The 16,850-nt window shown below is 62.6% G+C and carries 17 protein-coding genes; 11 read left to right on the top strand and 6 right to left on the bottom strand.

Translation table 11 applies throughout. The features are described 5' to 3' along the window. Positions 1-9: 9 nt before the first annotated feature. From pth to AC2FNZ_RS13985, 5 genes are all read right to left on the bottom strand, one after another. The gene (gene pth / locus AC2FNZ_RS14005; RefSeq protein WP_496841002.1) at positions 10-696 is read right to left on the bottom strand and encodes an aminoacyl-tRNA hydrolase; all 687 of its coding nucleotides are present in this window, start codon (positions 694-696) and stop codon (positions 10-12) included. A 132-nt stretch (positions 697-828) separates the two neighbouring features. Then, positions 829-1,485, bottom strand: a complete 657-nt coding sequence (locus tag AC2FNZ_RS14000) for a 50S ribosomal protein L25/general stress protein Ctc (protein WP_093964607.1) — start codon at positions 1,483-1,485, stop codon at positions 829-831. 110 nt (positions 1,486-1,595) lie between these two features. Beyond that, positions 1,596-2,762: an alpha-hydroxy acid oxidase gene (locus tag AC2FNZ_RS13995; RefSeq protein WP_170367911.1), complete on the bottom strand. Its 1,167-nt coding sequence runs from the start codon at positions 2,760-2,762 to the stop codon at positions 1,596-1,598. Positions 2,763-2,920: 158 nt separating this feature from the next. After that, entirely contained in the window at positions 2,921-3,712 is a 792-nt protein-coding gene (gene trpA / locus AC2FNZ_RS13990) for a tryptophan synthase subunit alpha (RefSeq protein WP_496841001.1), read from the bottom strand. Between the two features lie 87 nt (positions 3,713-3,799). Continuing rightward, positions 3,800-4,285 (bottom strand): acyloxyacyl hydrolase, encoded by a 486-nt coding sequence (locus AC2FNZ_RS13985; protein ID WP_496841000.1) that lies wholly within the window; start codon positions 4,283-4,285, stop codon positions 3,800-3,802. Positions 4,286-4,481: 196 nt separating this feature from the next. Between AC2FNZ_RS13985 and ychF the strand changes: the two genes are divergently transcribed. The 8 genes from ychF to AC2FNZ_RS13945 all read left to right on the top strand — a co-directional run bounded on the left by ychF (position 4,482) and on the right by AC2FNZ_RS13945 (position 13,252). Beyond that, on the top strand, positions 4,482-5,579 hold the full coding sequence (ychF, locus tag AC2FNZ_RS13980; RefSeq protein ID WP_170357094.1) for a redox-regulated ATPase YchF: 1,098 nt from the start codon (positions 4,482-4,484) through the stop codon (positions 5,577-5,579). Between the two features lie 73 nt (positions 5,580-5,652). Continuing rightward, complete coding sequence (locus AC2FNZ_RS13975) at positions 5,653-6,534, top strand: LysR family transcriptional regulator (RefSeq protein WP_093964611.1); 882 nt, start codon at positions 5,653-5,655, stop codon at positions 6,532-6,534. A gap of 84 nt (positions 6,535-6,618) precedes the next feature. Then, positions 6,619-8,322 (top strand): NAD(P)H-dependent oxidoreductase subunit E, encoded by a 1,704-nt coding sequence (locus AC2FNZ_RS13970; protein WP_093965020.1) that lies wholly within the window; start codon positions 6,619-6,621, stop codon positions 8,320-8,322. A gap of 11 nt (positions 8,323-8,333) precedes the next feature. After that, positions 8,334-11,117 carry a formate dehydrogenase subunit alpha gene (gene fdhF / locus AC2FNZ_RS13965; protein ID WP_496840999.1) on the top strand — a complete coding sequence of 928 codons (2,784 nt, stop codon included), beginning with the start codon at positions 8,334-8,336 and terminating at the stop codon, positions 11,115-11,117. Between the two features lie 117 nt (positions 11,118-11,234). After that, complete coding sequence (locus AC2FNZ_RS13960; protein WP_496840998.1) at positions 11,235-12,023, top strand: cyclase family protein; 789 nt, start codon at positions 11,235-11,237, stop codon at positions 12,021-12,023. After that, the gene (locus AC2FNZ_RS13955) at positions 12,020-12,541 is read left to right on the top strand and encodes a thioesterase family protein (RefSeq protein ID WP_093964613.1); all 522 of its coding nucleotides are present in this window, start codon (positions 12,020-12,022) and stop codon (positions 12,539-12,541) included. Before AC2FNZ_RS13960 ends, AC2FNZ_RS13955 begins: the two co-directional genes overlap by 4 nt. Before the next feature lie 85 nt (positions 12,542-12,626). Then, positions 12,627-12,845, top strand: coding sequence for a YMGG-like glycine zipper-containing protein (locus AC2FNZ_RS13950; RefSeq protein WP_244952316.1), 219 nt, complete (start codon positions 12,627-12,629; stop codon positions 12,843-12,845). Between the two features lie 41 nt (positions 12,846-12,886). Further along, on the top strand, positions 12,887-13,252 hold the full coding sequence (locus tag AC2FNZ_RS13945; protein ID WP_496834038.1) for a hypothetical protein: 366 nt from the start codon (positions 12,887-12,889) through the stop codon (positions 13,250-13,252). A 9-nt stretch (positions 13,253-13,261) separates the two neighbouring features. Here the strand turns inward: AC2FNZ_RS13945 and AC2FNZ_RS13940 are convergent, their stop codons facing one another. Continuing rightward, positions 13,262-13,456 carry a SlyX family protein gene (locus tag AC2FNZ_RS13940; RefSeq protein WP_093964614.1) on the bottom strand — a complete coding sequence of 65 codons (195 nt, stop codon included), beginning with the start codon at positions 13,454-13,456 and terminating at the stop codon, positions 13,262-13,264. Between the two features lie 128 nt (positions 13,457-13,584). Between AC2FNZ_RS13940 and hisS the strand changes: the two genes are divergently transcribed. Genes hisS through hisG form a run of 3 tightly spaced genes read left to right on the top strand, consistent with a single transcriptional unit; the run spans position 13,585 to position 16,850 of the window. Next, positions 13,585-15,072 carry a histidine--tRNA ligase gene (hisS, locus tag AC2FNZ_RS13935; RefSeq protein WP_496840997.1) on the top strand — a complete coding sequence of 496 codons (1,488 nt, stop codon included), beginning with the start codon at positions 13,585-13,587 and terminating at the stop codon, positions 15,070-15,072. A gap of 3 nt (positions 15,073-15,075) precedes the next feature. Next, positions 15,076-16,164, top strand: coding sequence for an ATP phosphoribosyltransferase regulatory subunit (locus tag AC2FNZ_RS13930; RefSeq protein WP_496840996.1), 1,089 nt, complete (start codon positions 15,076-15,078; stop codon positions 16,162-16,164). Continuing rightward, positions 16,161-16,850: an ATP phosphoribosyltransferase gene (hisG, locus tag AC2FNZ_RS13925; RefSeq protein WP_496840995.1), complete on the top strand. Its 690-nt coding sequence runs from the start codon at positions 16,161-16,163 to the stop codon at positions 16,848-16,850. Before AC2FNZ_RS13930 ends, hisG begins: the two co-directional genes overlap by 4 nt.

Genomic DNA, 16,850 nt, shown 5'->3' with positions numbered 1-16,850 from the left:
TTGTTGCCGCTATCGGAACTTGTCCAACAGCTTCTGCATCGCCGTGCGGTCATCAGGCGTTACCGTCTCGGCTTTCGGGGCAAGAGAGGTCTTGGTTTCGGATTTGGGCGTCGTGGTGGAACTGCGCGGTGGCGCTGTTCGCAGCGCCACGGCGTTCATGAACTTGGCCGCATCGCCCGCAGCCAGATGAACCGCCCCGTCTGCAACGCCTTGCAGAACATCATCCAGCCAGTCGGTGTCGGCCTTGGCGAAATCGCCCAGAACATAGGGCGAGACCAGCTCTTTGCGTCCGGGATGGCCGATCCCCAGCCGGACACGATCATACGCTGCTCCGATATGGTCGTGGATCGACCGCAGGCCGTTATGCCCGGCATGGCCGCCACCTGCCTTGGCGCGAACCTTCCCGGGTGCAAGGTCCAGTTCGTCATGGAAAACGGTCACATCGGTTGAGGCGAGCTTGAAGAACCGCATGGCCTCACCGATCGATTGGCCCGAGCGGTTCATGAAGGTCATGGGCTTCAGCAGCAGGACCTTTTCTCGGCCCAGCATTCCTTCGGATATTTCACCCTGAAATTTCGAACGCCATGGCCCAAAGCCATGATCCCTGGCGATGGCATCCACCGCCATGAAACCGATATTGTGCCGGTTGCGGGCATACTTTGCGCCCGGATTGCCCAATCCGACAAACAGCTTCATCGCGAATTCCTTGTGCGTTTCGGTCCGGCGCAGAATTGCACGAGATGCCTTTCCTGTGCCAGCCGGTCGTTCAAAGAAAAACGGGGCCCTGGACGAGGCCCCGCTTCAAATTCCAATCCGAAGGATCCGGATTTATTCTTCGTCTTTGCCTACGACTTCAACTTCGTCGGCTGCGACTTCCTCTTCACCTTCGCCTTCTTCGTCGTCGCTGGACGCCAGGCCGGTCGGTGCCGAGATGTTCGCAATCACGAAATCACGGTCGATGGTCGGTTTGGTGCCGTTGGGCAGGTCAACCGACGAGATGGTGACAACGTCGTTGATTTCCAGACCGGTCAGATCGACGGTGATCTTTTCGGGGATGTCGCCGGCGGTGCAGACCAGCTCGACCTCAGGACGGACAACGGTCAGAACGCCGCCCTTCTTGATGCCGGGGGCTTCTTCCTCGTTGATGAACTCGACGGGGATGTACAGGGCGATCTTGGTCGTGCGACGCAGACGCATCAGGTCCAGGTGGGTCGGCAGGTCCTTGACGACATCACGCTGAACGTCGCGGCAGATGACGCGGACGTCTTCGTGGCCTTCGACCTTCAGGTTCCACAGGGTCGACTTGAAGCGGCCTGCCTTCAGGCGCTTGAACAGTTCGTTGAACGGAATCTGGATCGGCAGCGGGTCTTTCTCGCCACCAAATACGATGCCCGGAACCATGCCGTCGCGGCGTGCCTGACGAGCGGCGCCCTTGCCCGTCCCCGTCCGTTCCAGAGCTACGAGATCAGGAATCTCACCAGCCATGATAAATCTCCAATGTTAGGGCAGGGTGCCTCCAAGGCTGTCACCCCGCGTGAAGCGGCGTCCTTAGACCGAATCCGGCCATTTGGAAAGGGGTAAAAACGATTTCCGCGTCATTCCTGCCAGCGGCCGCAGAAATCTTGCGGAACAAGCAGATTGTGCGGCCCCAGATCGGCCACGTTGCGCTCGCCGCACAGGGCCATGGTGGTGTCCAGTTCCTTCTGGATCACTTCCAGCGCGGTGGTCACGCCCTTTTGGCCCATCGCGCCCAGCCCGTAGACGAAAGCGCGCCCGATATAGGTGCCCTTGGCCCCCAGCGCCAGCGCCTTGAGCACGTCCTGCCCCGAGCGGATGCCGCTGTCGAGATGCACTTCGACCTCGCCGCCCACCGCATCCATGATCCGCGGCAGCATCCGGATCGAGCTGAGCGCGCCGTCCAGTTGCCGCCCGCCATGGTTCGAGACCACGATGGCGTCGGCGCCCAGCTTGGCCGCCATCTTCGCGTCTTCGGGGTCAAGGATGCCCTTCAGGATCACCTTGCCGCCCCATTGCTCCATCAGTTTCTCGATCTTCGTCCAGTCGAGGCTGGGATCGAATTGTTCCGCGGTCCAAGCGCCCAGTGACGAGGCGTCCGAGATGCCCTGAACATGGCCCACGATATTGCCGAACTCGCGCCTCTTGGCGCCCAGCATCTCGATGCCCCAGGCCCATTTCGTCATCAGGTTTGCGATGGTTTTGGCCGTCAGTTTCGGCGGGGCGGACAGGCCGTTCTTCAGGTCCTTGTGCCGTTGGCCGAGGATTTGCAGATCAAGAGTGATAACCAGGGCCGAGCATTTGGCATCCTTGGCGCGCTGGATCAGGCGGCGGACATAGTCCTCGTCCTTCATGGTGTACAGCTGGAACCAGAACGGCGCGCCGGTATGTTCGGCCACATCCTCGATCGAGTTGATCGACATGGTCGACAGCGTGAAGGGCACGCCGAAATCCAGCGCGGCCTTGGCGGCCTTCATTTCACCATCCGCATGCTGCATCCCGGTCAGACCCACGGGCGCGAGGGCCACCGGCATGGCCACGTCCTGTCCAATCATCTGCGATGCGGTCGAGCGGCCGGACATGTCCACCGCAACCTTTTGGCGCAGACGGATGTCGTGGAAGTCCGAGCTGTTGTCGCGGAAGGTCTGCTCGGTCCAGCTGCCGCTTTCGGCATAGTCATAAAACATCCGGGGCACCCGGCGTTCATAGATGCGCTTGAGGTCGTCGATATTGGTAATGACAGGCATGGCCGCGCCTTTCTGCAGATTGGTTAGGTTTCTTTACCAATTCTTCCACCGCGGCGCAACGGCCAGTTGCGCAAGTGGTCAGGTGGGACGAAGGCGCAAAGAAAAACCGCCGCAGGCGTGCGGCCTGCAGCGGTTGAGAACCGTTTGGGGTTTTGGCGTCAGGCGCTGTGGGCGCCGTCTGACAGCGATTTCACGAAATCCAGAACCTCGTCCACGGGTTTGCCGGCGGCGATTTGGCTGACGATGGCCGAGCCGACCACCGCCCCGTCGGCAACGCTGGCGATGGCGCGTGATTTCTCGGGAGTGTTGATGCCGAAGCCCACGATCACCGGAAGATCGGTCGCCGCCTTGATGCGCGCGACCTCGGGGCCGACATCGGTTGCCTCGGCTTCGGCCGCGCCCGTGATGCCGGTGATCGAGACGTAGTAGACAAAGCCCGAGGTGTTCTGCAGCACTCTCGGCAGGCGCTTGTCATCGGTGGTGGGCGTTGCCAGCCGGATGAAGTTCAGCCCGGCCGCCTGCGCGGGCAAGCACAGCTCGTCATCTTCCTCGGGCGGCAGGTCTACGACGATCAGGCCGTCGATGCCGGCCTCTTTGGCGTCGGCCAGGAACTTGTCCACGCCACGGCTGTAGATCGGGTTGTAATAGCCCATCAGTACGATCGGCGTGGTGTCATCGGTTTCCCGGAATGCCTTGGCCAGATCCAGCGTGCGTTGCAGCGTCATGCCGCCGTCCAGGGCCCGTTGACCAGCCGCCTGAATGGTGGGGCCGTCCGCCATCGGGTCGGTGAAGGGCAGGCCCAGTTCGATCACGTCCACGCCGGCCCCCGGTAGACCGCGAACGATCTCAAGCGAGGTGTCATAGTTGGGATCCCCGGCCATGATATAGGCGACAAAGGCCTTCTTCCCCTCGGCTTTCAGGGCGGCGAACTTGGCGTCGATACGGGTCATGGACGATCCTTGCATACAGGTTTGGACCTGATGTGCAGAAACTTTGGCCGAAAATCAATCCCGTCCTGCGCGGTGGGTTCAGAAGTTTCAGAAGTTCAGGTGATACCGCAGCAACAGCGCGTTCACGCCGGGGTTTTCCTCTTGCGTGCTGGCGTTCGATTTGTGGGTCACGGCCAACGATATGTCATTGCCGTTGTTCAACGTGTAGCCCAGCCCGAAAAGGCTTCGGATTTCGAAGCTCCCGCCGAGGTCGTTCAATTCGTTGGCTTCGCTGTAGAAACCCGGCATCACGCTGCCTTCCACGAACCATCTGTCGGCAAAGGAATAGACCCCGATCACCCCGGCGCCGATATGTGTGTTTCCATCCTCGTCCACCGACAGCGCGGCCCCGAGCGCGGCGCTGAAGCGGGTGGCCTCGTGAAATGGCCGGTGCTGGTATTCGAGGGAAAAGATCGCCTGGTCAATCGAGCTGCTCTCCGAATAGTCGGCGTAGCCGGCGCCGAAAATCACCGACTGCGCCTGCGCGGCTGTTGAAAAAGCCAGAAAAGCGGCGCTTGAAAGGAGGTTTTTCATAGGGATGTTCGCTGTTGATATTCGTTACAAAGTTAAAGTTTGACACTATTCTCTCGTGTTCAATGTCAACAAGCACACGTTTTCCCTACATTTCCGTGATGTTGCAGATTGGACTCAGGGCCAGCTGCCACAGGTGCCTTGCGCATTGCACCGGACCCGCATAGAAGCAGCCCGCGAATGGCATCAGGAGGCCGTCATGGGCTTTAAAATGGGTATCGTGGGTCTGCCGAATGTCGGAAAGTCGACCCTGTTCAACGCGTTGACCAAGACCGCGGCCGCGCAGGCGGCGAATTTCCCGTTCTGCACGATCGAACCCAATGTGGGTGACGTGGCCGTTCCCGATGCGCGTCTGGACAAGTTGGCTGCGATCGCCAAATCGAAGCAGATCATCCCGACGCGTATGACGTTCGTGGATATTGCAGGCCTGGTCAAAGGCGCTTCAAAAGGTGAGGGGCTGGGGAACCAGTTTCTGGCCAACATTCGCGAAACCGATGCCATCGCTCATGTATTGCGCTGTTTCGAAGATGGCGACGTGACCCATGTCGAAGGCAAGGTCGATCCGGTGGCCGATGCCGAGACCATTGAGACCGAACTGATGCTGGCCGATCTGGAAAGCATCGAAAAGCGTCGCGCCAACCTCGTACGCAAGCTCAAGGGCAACGACAAGGAGGCGCAGCAGCAGGATCGGTTGCTGGCCACCGCGCAAGAGATGCTGGAAAGCGGCAAACCCGCGCGCTTGGTCGAGGTGTCCGACGAGGATGCAAAAGCCTGGAAGATGCTGCAGTTGCTGACCACCAAGCCGGTCCTGTATGTCTGCAATGTCTCGGAAGAAGACGCGGCCGAAGGCAATGAATATTCCGCGCGTGTGGCCGAGATGGCCGCGGCGCAGGGCAATGCCCATGTCATCATCAGCGCCAAGATCGAAGAAGAGATCAGTCTGCTGGAGCCTGAAGAGGCGCAGATGTTCCTCGAAGAGATGGGGCTCGAAGAACCGGGCCTCGATCGACTGATCCGTGCGGGGTACGACCTGCTCAAGCTGGAAACCTATTTCACGGTTGGCCCGAAAGAGGCGCGCGCCTGGACCATTCGCAGGGGCACTGCGGCACCTCAGGCGGCCGGTGTCATCCACGGCGACTTTGAAAAGGGCTTCATCCGCGCCGAGACAATTGCCTATGATGATTTCGTGGCGTGCAATGGCGAACAGGGCGCCAAAGAGGCCGGGAAGATGCGTGCAGAAGGCAAAAGCTATGTCGTCAAGGATGGCGACGTGATGCACTTCCTCTTCAACACTTGATCTCGAAACAGCTTTTCTGGGCCGGCATTGGCGGTATCTTGAGGTATCGCTCCTGTCCGCCCGAGGCCCGCACGTGTTCGAAATCCGCGATCTGCAATTGCTCAGCGCTTTGGCGCGTCATCGCCATTTTGCCAAGGCGGCCGAGGAGTGCGGTATTTCGCAGCCCGCGTTCTCGATGCGGATCCGCAACCTCGAGGATCGGCTTGGCGTGTCCATCGTCCGCCGTGCGAACCGCTTTCAGGGCCTGACCGAAGAGGGCGAGATGATCGTCCGCCGCGCCCGCCGCATTCTGGATGACGCCAAAGCGCTGGAGCAGGAGGTGCAGGCGATCAAGGGCGAGATCACCGGTACACTGATCCTGGGCGTGATCCCGACCGCCATCGCGTTTACTGGCCGCTTGGTCAAGCGGCTGCAGCAGGCGCATCCGCGTATCCTGTCGCGGATCGAGACGATGTCGGCCACAGCAATCCAGCACCGCCTGGACGAAGGCAGCCTGGATGCCGGCATCACCTATGGCGACAGCATCGGCACTGACCTGCGCTATGTGCAGCCTCTGTACGAGGAAACCTATGTTTTGCTCATCCCCGAGCATATGACGCAGGGCAAGGGCCCGATCCCGTGGGCGCAGGTCGCCGAGTTTCCGCTCAGTTTGCTGGAGCCTCAGATGCAGAACAGGCGCATCCTCGACAGGATATTTGCCGAACAGGGGTTGCATCCGCGTGTGGTGGCCGAAACCAGCGGGTTTACTGCCTCGATGGTCATGGCGCGTGAGGGGCTGGCGGCGACGGTCGTACCACGGGTTCTGGTACGGGCGCTCGGCGATTTGAAAGGCACGCGTGTCCTGCCTCTGGTTGATCCTGTGGTCAGCAAGCCGATCTGTCTGGCGACGCTGGCGCGGGATCCAGAATTGCCCACCGTTGGGGCATTGCGGCAGGTCGTGACGTCTTTGCGGTGATAAACTGTCGTTATCGTGCGATTGGTTTTTGCGATTTGACGATATGCTACTCTGATGAGAGACGAGGCTCGATCGGAGGGCATCATGGCACCATTGGATACCAAGCCATCAGGCGCGCCAAAGGGCGTCTGGAAGTCAGGTAAAGGCAAGGGGCGGCACACGCCCAAGGGCCGTCAGTTCACGGACGAGGCGCAGGCCGAGATTCAGCGCCTGCTGGGCGACCGCCCGCGCCGCCGCGACCTGCTGATCGAGTTTTTGCACCTGATCCAGGACACGCACGGCCATATCAGCGCCGACCACATCGCCGCGCTGGCCGTCGAGATGCGGATCGGTCAGGCCGAGATCTACGAGACCGCGACCTTCTATGCCCATTTCGACGTGGTGAAAGAGGGTGAGACTCCACCCCCAGCCCTGACGATCCGCGTCTGCGATTCCCTGTCCTGCGAGATGGCCGGAGCGCAGCAGCTGAAGAAGGCGCTGGAGGACGGGCTGGACCCGTCCGAAGTCCGCGTTCTGCGTGCGCCCTGCATGGGTCGCTGCGACACCGCACCGGTGCTGGAAATCGGGCACAACCAAATCGACCACGCGACCCCCGAAAAGGTGCAGGCCGCCGTCGCGGCGGGCGACACCCACGCTCATCTGCCCGACTATGAGACCTTTGCGACCTATGTCGAAAGCGGCGGTTACGCCAAACTGAAAGAACTGCGCGAAGGCGGCGACTGGGAAGCGGTTCAGGAACAGGTTCTGGCCTCGGGCCTGCGGGGCCTCGGCGGTGCCGGTTTCCCGTCAGGCAAGAAATGGGGCTTTGTCCGCATGAATGACGGCCCGCGTTACCTGGCCGTGAACGGCGACGAGGGCGAACCGGGCACCTTCAAGGACCGCTATTACCTGGAGCGCACGCCGCATGTTTTCCTCGAAGGCATGCTGATCGCCGCCTGGGCGGTCGAGGCAGAGACCTGCTTCATCTACATGCGCGATGAATACCCGGCTGTGCTGGAAATCCTGCGGCGCGAGATCGCGGCGCTGGAACAGGACGGGATCGTCGAGAAAGGCTATATCGACCTGCGCCGCGGTGCGGGTGCCTATATCTGCGGTGAAGAATCCGCGATGATCGAGTCAATCGAGGGCAGGAAGGGCCTGCCCCGCCACCGCCCGCCTTTCGTGGCGCAGGTCGGCGTTTTCGGCCGCCCGACGCTGGTGCACAATGTCGAGACGCTCCACTGGGTCTCGAAGATCTGCCGGGAAGGCCCGGAAATCCTCAGCTCAGTCGAAAAGAATGGCCGCAAGGGCCTGCGCAGCTATTCGGTTTCGGGCCGGGTGGCCAAGCCGGGCGTCTACCTGCTGCCGGCAGGCTCGACCATTTTGGACGTGATTGATGCCGCCGGGGGCATGGCCGAGGGCCATGTCTTCAAGGCGTATCAACCGGGCGGGCCGTCGTCAGGTCTTCTCCCCTCCAGCATCGACGACGTCCCGCTCGACTTTGACACCTTGCAGCCGTTGGGCACCTTCATCGGGTCCGCCGCGGTGGTGGTTCTGTCCGATCAGGACACGGCCCGCGATGCGGCGCTGAACATGCTGCGCTTCTTCGAGGACGAAAGCTGTGGCCAGTGCACGCCCTGCCGGGCGGGCTGCGAAAAGGCGGTCAAGCTGATGCAGGCTGACAAGTGGGACACCGACCTGCTGGAAGACCTGTGCCAGGTGATGGGCGATGCCTCGATCTGCGGGCTGGGGCAGGCGGCCCCGAACCCGATCCGCCTGGTCATGAAACATTTCGCCGACGAGATTTGAGGGAGACAGCCATGCTTGACGCAAGCGAAACCAAGACCGTCACCTTCAACCTGAACGGCGAAGACGTGACCGTGCCCGAGGGCACCACGATCTGGGAAGCGGCCAACGGCAAGGGTCTGGTCATCCCGCACCTGTGCCATAAACCTGCGCCGGGCTATCGCCCCGACGGCAACTGCCGCGCCTGCATGGTCGAGGTCGAGGGCGAGCGGACGCTGGTCGCCTCGTGCATCCGTCCGGCGGCTGAAGGAATGGTCGTGAAAACCGACACCGACCGCGCCGAGAAATCGCGCGCGCTGGTGATGGAACTGCTGGTGGCCGATCAGCCCGAACAGCCGCATGATGCCTCGAGCCATTTTTGGGACATGGCCAAGCTGAACGATGTCAGCGACAGCCGCTTTCCGGCGAAAGAGCCCGAGAAGATCCCTCTTCTGGATGACAGCCATGTGGCGATGCGGGTCAATCTGGATGCCTGCATCAACTGCAACCTCTGCGTCCGTGCCTGCCGCGACGTGCAGGTGAATGACGTGATCGGCATGGCCGGCCGCGGGCATACCGCCCAGGTGGTGTTCGACCAGAACGACCCGATGGGTGACTCAACCTGCGTGGCTTGCGGCGAATGCGTTCAGGCTTGCCCCACCGGCGCGCTGATGCCCGCCACCGTGCTGGACGACCAGCAGCGCGGCGACAGCAAGGATTACGATTCCGAGACCGAAAGCGTCTGCCCCTTCTGCGGGGTGGGCTGCAAGGTCAGCCTCAAGGTCAAGGACGGCAAGGTCAAATATGTCGAGGGCATCAACGGCCCCGCCAACGAGGGCCGACTGTGCGTCAAGGGCCGGTTCGGGTTCGACTACATCCACCACCCGCACCGCCTGACCAAGCCGCTGATCCGGCGCGAGAATGCGCCACCCAAGGGGTTGAACGTCGATCCCGCCGACTGGAGCACCCATTTCCGCGAGGCAACCTGGGACGAGGCGCTGGACCTGGCCGCCAAGGGGCTGATGAAGCTGCGGGATGAGGATCCGCGCAGCGTGGCGGGCTTTGGCTCGGCCAAATGCACCAACGAAGAGGCCTATCTGTTCCAGAAGTTCATCCGGCAGGGTTTTGGCCACAACAACGTGGACCACTGCACGCGGCTGTGCCACGCCTCGTCGGTGGCCGCGCTGATCGAGAACGTGGGCTCGGGCGCGGTGACCGCGACCTTCAACGAGATCGAGAATGCCGATGTGGCGATCATCATCGGCGCCAACCCGATTGAGAACCACCCCGTCGCGGCGACCTATTTCAAGCAGTTCGCCAAGCGCGGCGGCAAGCTGATCGTGATGGACCCGCGCGGCGTGGGCATGCGCAAATTCGCGACCGAGATGCTGCAGTTCCGGCCCGGTGCCGATGTCTCGATGCTGAACGCGATCATGAACGTGATCGTCGAGGAAGAGCTGTATGACAGCCAGTACATCCACCGCTGGACCGAGAACTGGGAGGCCGAGAAGGAACACCTGCGCCAGTTCACCCCCGAGAAGATGGCCCCGATCTGCGGTATCGAACCGGATCAGCTGCGCCGCGTGGCCCGGATCTTTGCCAATGCGAATGCGGGCCTGATCTTCTGGGGCATGGGCGTCAGCCAGCATATCCACGGCACCGACAATTCGCGCTGCCTGATCTCGCTGGCGCTGATGACGGGCAATGTCGGCAAGCCGGGCGCCGGTCTGCACCCGCTGCGCGGGCAGAACAACGTACAGGGGGCCTCGGATGCCGGCCTGATCCCGATGTTCCTGCCTGACTACCAGTCGGTCACCGACGACGCCGTGCGGGCCAAGTTCAGTCAAGTCTGGAACTCGGGCGATTTCTCGAACGAGAAGGGCTTGACCGTGACCGAAATCATCGACCACGCCTATGCCGGCAAGATCAAGGGCATGTATATCATGGGCGAAAACCCGGCCATGTCCGACCCCGACGTGCACCACGCCCGCGAGGCGCTGGCCAAGCTGGACCTGATGATCGTGCAGGACATCTTCCTGACCGAAACGGCGAACTATGCCGACATCATCCTGCCGGCCTCGGCGCTGTATGAAAAGAACGGCACAGTGTCGAACACCAACCGTCAGGTGCAGCGCGTGCGCCCTGCGGTGCCGCCGCCGGGCGAAGCGCGCGAGGATTGGGCGATCACCGTCGATCTGGCAAAGCGCATCGGGCTGAACTGGGATTACACGGATGTCTCGCAGGTGTTCAACGAGATGAAGCTGACCATGGCTTCGCTGGACAACATCACTTGGGAGCGGCTCGAGACCGAGAGCATCACCTATCCGTCGCTGTCCGAGACCGATCCGGGCCAGTCCATCGTGTTCGGCGACGGCTTCCCGCGCCCGGATGGCCGTGCGAAATTCACCCCGGCCAGCATCATCCCCCCGGATGAGGCCCCGGACGAGGAATTCCCCATGATTGCCACCACAGGGCGGCAACTGGAACACTGGCACACCGGGTCCATGACCCGTCGTGCCAAGGTTCTGGACGCGGTCGAGCCCGAGGCGAACTGTTCGATGAACCCGCGCACGCTCAAGCTGATGGGGATCGAACCCGGCGAGATGGTGCGTCTGACCACCCGGCGCGGCTCGATCGAGATCATGGTGCGCGCCGACCGGGCGATCGCCGAGGATATGGTGTTCATCCCCTTCGCCTATGTCGAGGCGGCGGCGAACATCCTGACGAACCCGGCCATCGATCCCTATGGCAAGATCCCCGAGTTCAAGTTCTCGGCTATCCGTATCGAAAAGATCGAGGACGCCATCGCGGCCGAGTAACGACTGCCACCACTCACCAAAACCCTGAAAAGGCGGGCCTGCGTGCCCGCCTTTTTCTTGGCTTGACAGATGCTTGCAGCCAGCCAACCCTTGAGCCGCGCAATCCCGGAGGAGTTCATGGCCCGCCGTTTCGTCGATCTGTCCGTCCCGCTGGAAACCGGCATCGTGTCGGACCCGCCGATCATGCTGCCTCAGATCGAATACATGAGCCACGACCAGACGGCCGAGCAGGTGATGGCCTTTTTCCCGGGTCTGAAGAAAGAGGACCTGCCGGGTGGCGAGGGCTGGGCCATCGAACGTCTGCAGATCGCCACTCATAACGGCACCCATCTGGACGCGCCGTACCATCACCACTCGACCATGAACCGGGGCGAGCGGGCGATCACCATCGACGAGGTGCCGCTGGAGTGGTGCATGAACCCGGGCGTGAAGCTGGATTTCCGGCGTTTCGAGGATGGCTACGTCGTCACCGCCGCCGATGTCGCAGCCGAGTTGAAGCGGATCGGGCATGACCTGCGACCGCTGGATATCGTCGTGGTCAATACCTCGGCCGGCACCTGTTATGGCCAGCCGGATTACCTGATGAAAGGCTGCGGAATGGGGCGCGAAGCCACGCTGTACCTGACCGAGCGCGGCGTGCGCGTGACCGGCACCGACGCCTGGAGCTGGGACGCGCCCTTCCCGCTGACCGCACAGGAATACGCGGAAACCCATGACCCCTCGATCATCTGGGAGGGGCACCGCGCGTCGATGGAGATCGGCTATTGCCACATGGAGAAGCTGACCAATCTGGAAAGCCTGCCGCCCACGGGGTTCGAGATCTCGTGCTTTCCGTTCAAGATCAAGGGTGCCTCGGCCGGGTTCATCCGCGCGGTGGCGATCTTCGAGGAGGAAGACGACGAATGACCCGGCAAACCGAGCCATTGGGCGGCCATGACGGCCCGTACCCCGCACCGGTCGAAATCACCGGTTTCACGGTCCGGCCCGACTGGATCGACTATAACGGTCACATGAATGTGGGGTATTATGGCGTGGTGTTCGATCTGGCCTTTGAACGGCTGCTGGTCGATCATCTCGGCCTGGGCGAACCGCAGGTCGCGGCGCTGGAGCAGGGGCCGTACATCCTGCAGTCGCATCTGCATTTCCTGCGCGAGGTTCGCGAGGGCGAGGCATTGGTTTTCCGGTTTCGGATGCTGGACGCCGATCACAAGCGTGGTCACTATTTTGCGCAGATGGTGTCGGTCGAGGATGGCGTGGTCAGTGCAACCCAAGAGGCCCTGTTCATGAATGTCAGCCACACAACAGGCCGGTCGGAACCCTACCCGGACTGGGCTGCGGTGCGGCTGGCGCGAATGGTGTCCGACCATGCCGCATTGCCCCCCGAGCCGCAGATCGGCAGACCAATCGGCATTCGGCGCAAATAGCCTGAGAGTGGCCTTTGTTGCCAGAATTCCAGGAGCGGGTTACGCTGACCACCCGGTTCGGGCTTGGTCACGGGAGGGCAACCAAATGTGGATCCTGAGGAAATGCGCGCAGGCGCCAGCCTGCATATTGGCGGCATCGCTGATCGTCTTGCCTGCGTCAGCCGCTTTGGCGGACAAGAAAAAGGAAGAAGACGCGCTGAAGGGCGCCCTGATCGGCGCCGGCGTCGGAGCGTTGATTGGAGATGGCAAAGGCGCGGCCGCAGGTGCGGTTGTCGGTGCCATCATTGGGGCAAACCGCAAGTGACGGGGGTGTCCATGACTGACCGCCGTCAGAAAGGAGTCCTGATGCGACTGCTTGATTTCAAACCGGTTCTGGCTGGCTTGATCCTTCTCCCGTCCATCGGCACGGCGGACGAGGCCGCCGACCAGATGGCGCAAGACGCGCTTCCGCTGATGTACCACACCTGCGCTTCGGTCATCGAAGAGGCTGATGGGAATGATGAATACGTTTTCGACGTCGTCAGAAAGATGACCGCTCTTTCGATCTACAACCGTCAGGTTGATATCGAAGAGTTTGCATCCTCGGACGAAGAAAAGGCCAAGCTGCGTGAGGCTTTTCTTTCAGCGCTGACCGAAGGTTGCGCAGGCGATGAGGATGCCCTGTTGGGTGGTGTCGTCGACGATGCCGTTAAATCAACGCTTGGGCTGTAGGGGCTGGGCTCAATAGTGCGGTGGGCGCTCGTCGCCCAGAATCACCCCGCCGGATCCTTCCTGCGCACGTTCGGCTTCGCGCTGCATCAACATCGCGACGTGGCGGGTCAGGCGATCGATCTCGTCCTGCTGTTTGGCGACCACCATGCTCAGGTCGTCCACGGTGCGGGTCAGATGGGCAATTTTCTCTTCCAGATGCTGCATCGCTGGGGCTCCTGTGATCTGGTGCGGTCATACCGCTGTGGCGCGCGCAATGCCAGCGCTGGCTTGCCCCGACCCAGACCATGGGATAGACCGCGCGCGCAAGTGATGAAATCCCAAGGACGCCCCACATGGCCAAGCCCAAGAAACAGCCCCGCCCCAAGGCCGTCACGCCGAAAGGGTTCCGCGACTATTTCGGCCAGGAAGTCACGCAGCGCACCGAGATGCTGCGGACGATTGCGGACGTCTATCATCGCTATGGGTTTGACGCGCTGGAAAGCAGCGCCGTGGAAACGGTCGAGGCGCTGGGCAAGTTTCTGCCCGACGTCGATCGCCCGAACGAAGGCGTGTTCGCCTGGCAAGAGTTTGACGAGGGCGGCAACGGCGACTGGATGGCGTTGCGTTATGACCTGACCGCGCCGCTGGCCCGGGTCTATGCCCAGCATCGCAATGACCTGCCCACGCCCTATCGCCGCTATGCGATGGGTCCGGTCTGGCGCAACGAAAAGCCGGGGCCGGGGCGGTATCGCCAGTTCTATCAGTGTGATGCGGATACGGTCGGTACGGCCAGCATGGCCGCCGATGCCGAAATCTGCGCCATGCTCTCCGACACGCTGGAAACCGTGGGCATCCCGCGCGGCGACTATTTGGTGCGGGTCAACAACCGCAAGGTCCTCAACGGAGTGCTCGAGGCCATGGGTCTGGGCGCGGACGCGGCGGCGCGCGACGACGTTCTGCGCACCATCGACAAGTTCGACAAGGTGGGCGAGCAGGGCGTGCGCGAGTTGCTGACCAAGGGCCGGCTGGACGCCTCGGGTGCGTTCATCGAGGGTGTGGGTCTGTCCGACGATCAGGCCGAGCCGGTGATCGCCTTCCTGACCTCCAAGGCCGATGACACCGCCGGAACGCTGGCCAACCTGCGCGCGGCCGTGGGCGACAGCAAGATCGGCGCCGAAGGCATCTCGGAATTGGAACAGATCGGCGAGCTGCTGGCCGCGGGCGGCTATGGTGCCGATCGCATCCAGATCGACCCCTCGGTCGTGCGAGGGCTGGGATACTACACCGGTCCGGTCTACGAGGCCGAGCTGACCTTCGAGATCTTCGACGAAAAGGGCCGCAAGCGGCAGTTCGGGTCTGTCTCGGGCGGCGGGCGCTACGATGATCTGGTCAAGCGCTTCACCGGGCAGGAAGTGCCCGCGACGGGCATCTCGATCGGGGTCGACCGGTTGCTGGCCGCGCTGCGCGAGAAAGGTCGGATCAAGTCACATGACACCGGGCCGGTCGTCGTGACCGTGATGGACCGGGACCGCATGGCCGACTACCAGGCGATGGTGGCCGAGCTGCGCAATGCCGGCATCCGCGCCGAGGTCTATCTGGGCAACCCAAAGAATTTCGGCAATCAGCTGAAATACGCAGACAAGCGGAACTCGCCCGTCGCGGTGATCGAGGGCGGGGACGAGAAGGACCGCGGCGTGGTTCAGATCAAGGACCTGATCCTGGGCGCCAAGATCGCCGAAAGCGCCACGCTTGAGGAATGGAAGGAACGCCCCAGCCAGTTCGAGGTACCGCGCGGCGATCTGGTCGCCAAGGTGCGCGAGATTCTGGACAGTCAGGACTGAGCCATGGCCAACCGATCCCAGATCCAGGCCCGGGCCGCGATGATGCGCGTGCGTTTCGAGGCCGCCGGGGCGCAGGTCGTCGACACGCCGCTGCTGCAATCGGCCGAGACGCTGCTGGACCTTTATGGCGAGGATATCCGCGCGCGCGCTTATGTTACGTCGGATGCGCTGCGCGGCGAACAGATGCTGCGCCCGGATTTCACTCTGCCGGTGGTGCAGATGCACATGCGCGACGGCGCTGAACCGGCGCGGTACACCTATTCGGGCGAGGTGTTCCGCCGTCAGGAACATGACCCCGACCGCGCCAATGAATACATCCAGGTGGGCTACGAGGTCTTTGATCGCGACGATCCGGCAGGGGCCGATGCCGAGGTATTCTCGCTATTTGCCCTGCAATTGCGGGGTCTGCCGCTGCGCGCTGCGACCGGAGACATCGGCATTCTGACCGCAGCCGTTCAGGGCCTGCGCACCTCCGACCAACGTAAGGCCGCGCTGATGCGCCACCTGTGGCGGCCGCGCCGGTTCCGGGCTCTGCTGGACCGGTTCGCGGGCCGCAAGCCCGAGCCGGACCACCGCGCCGCGTTGCTTGCGGTGGCTGACCCGATGGCCTGCGACGCGCCGGTGATCGGCAAGCGCCGACCGGCCGAGATCGCCTCTCGTATCGACGCCCTGCGCGCCGACCGCGACACGCCGCCGATTTCCGACACGGAAATGGCCGGGCTGGACTCGCTGCTGGGCGTGCGCGAGACCATGCCCTATGCGCTGGAGCACCTGCGCGATATCGCCGTCGATCTACCTCAGATCATCCCCGCGCTGGACCGGCTTGAAGCGCGGATCGCCGCCCTGCAGGCGCGTGGTGTTGATGTCGGCAGGCTGGATTTCGAAGCCTCGTATGGGCGCACCTCGATGGAATATTACGACGGGTTCGTTTTCGGCTTCTACGCCGAGCGCCGCCCCGACCTGCCGCCCATCGCCACCGGTGGGCGCTATGATGCGCTGACGCGGCGGCTGGGCAACGGGGCCGAGATCCCGGCGGTGGGTGGCGTGCTGCGCCCCGACCTGATGCTGGAAATCGAGGAGGCGGGCCAATGACCCTGAAGCTGGGCGTGCCGTCCAAAGGGCGGCTGATGGAGAAAACCTTTGCCTGGTTCGCCCGCCACGGGATCGAGCTGTCGCGGGCCGGGTCCGACCGGGAATACGCAGGCAAGGTGGACGGGATCGAGGATGTCTCGCTGATCCTGCTGTCGGCCGGAGAGATCCCGCGTGAGCTGGCTGCCGGCCGTATTCATCTGGGCGTGACCGGCACCGATCTGGTGCACGAGAAACTGCCACGCTGGGAACAGCAGGTCGAAGAAATCGCGCCGCTGGGCTTTGGTCAGGCCGATCTGGTGATCGCGGTTCCGGCCTGCTGGGTCGATGTCGAGACGCTGGATGACCTGGACGCCGCCGCCGCCGCCTTTCGGGCCACGCATGGACACCGCCTGCGGATCGCCACGAAGTACCACCGTCTGGTGCGTGAGTTCCTGACCGTTTCCGGGGTCGCCGATTATACGCTGGTCGACAGCCAGGGGGCGACCGAGGGCACGGTGATGAATGAAACCGCCGAGGCGATAGCTGACATCACCTCGACCGGTGAGACCCTGCGCGCCAACCACCTCAAGATCCTCTCGGACGGGTTGATCCTGCAATCGCAGGCCACTCTTTGGCGCAGCCGGGTTGCGGAGTACGGGGCCACCGAAAAGGCTGCTCTGACAGAAGTGATGCGCCGTCTGGGCTGA

Source organism: Ruegeria sp. SAZA006 (assembly GCF_059613465.1).
The sequence above is the reverse complement of the archived record's forward strand: the minus strand, read 5'-3'. Positions and strand labels throughout refer to the sequence as shown.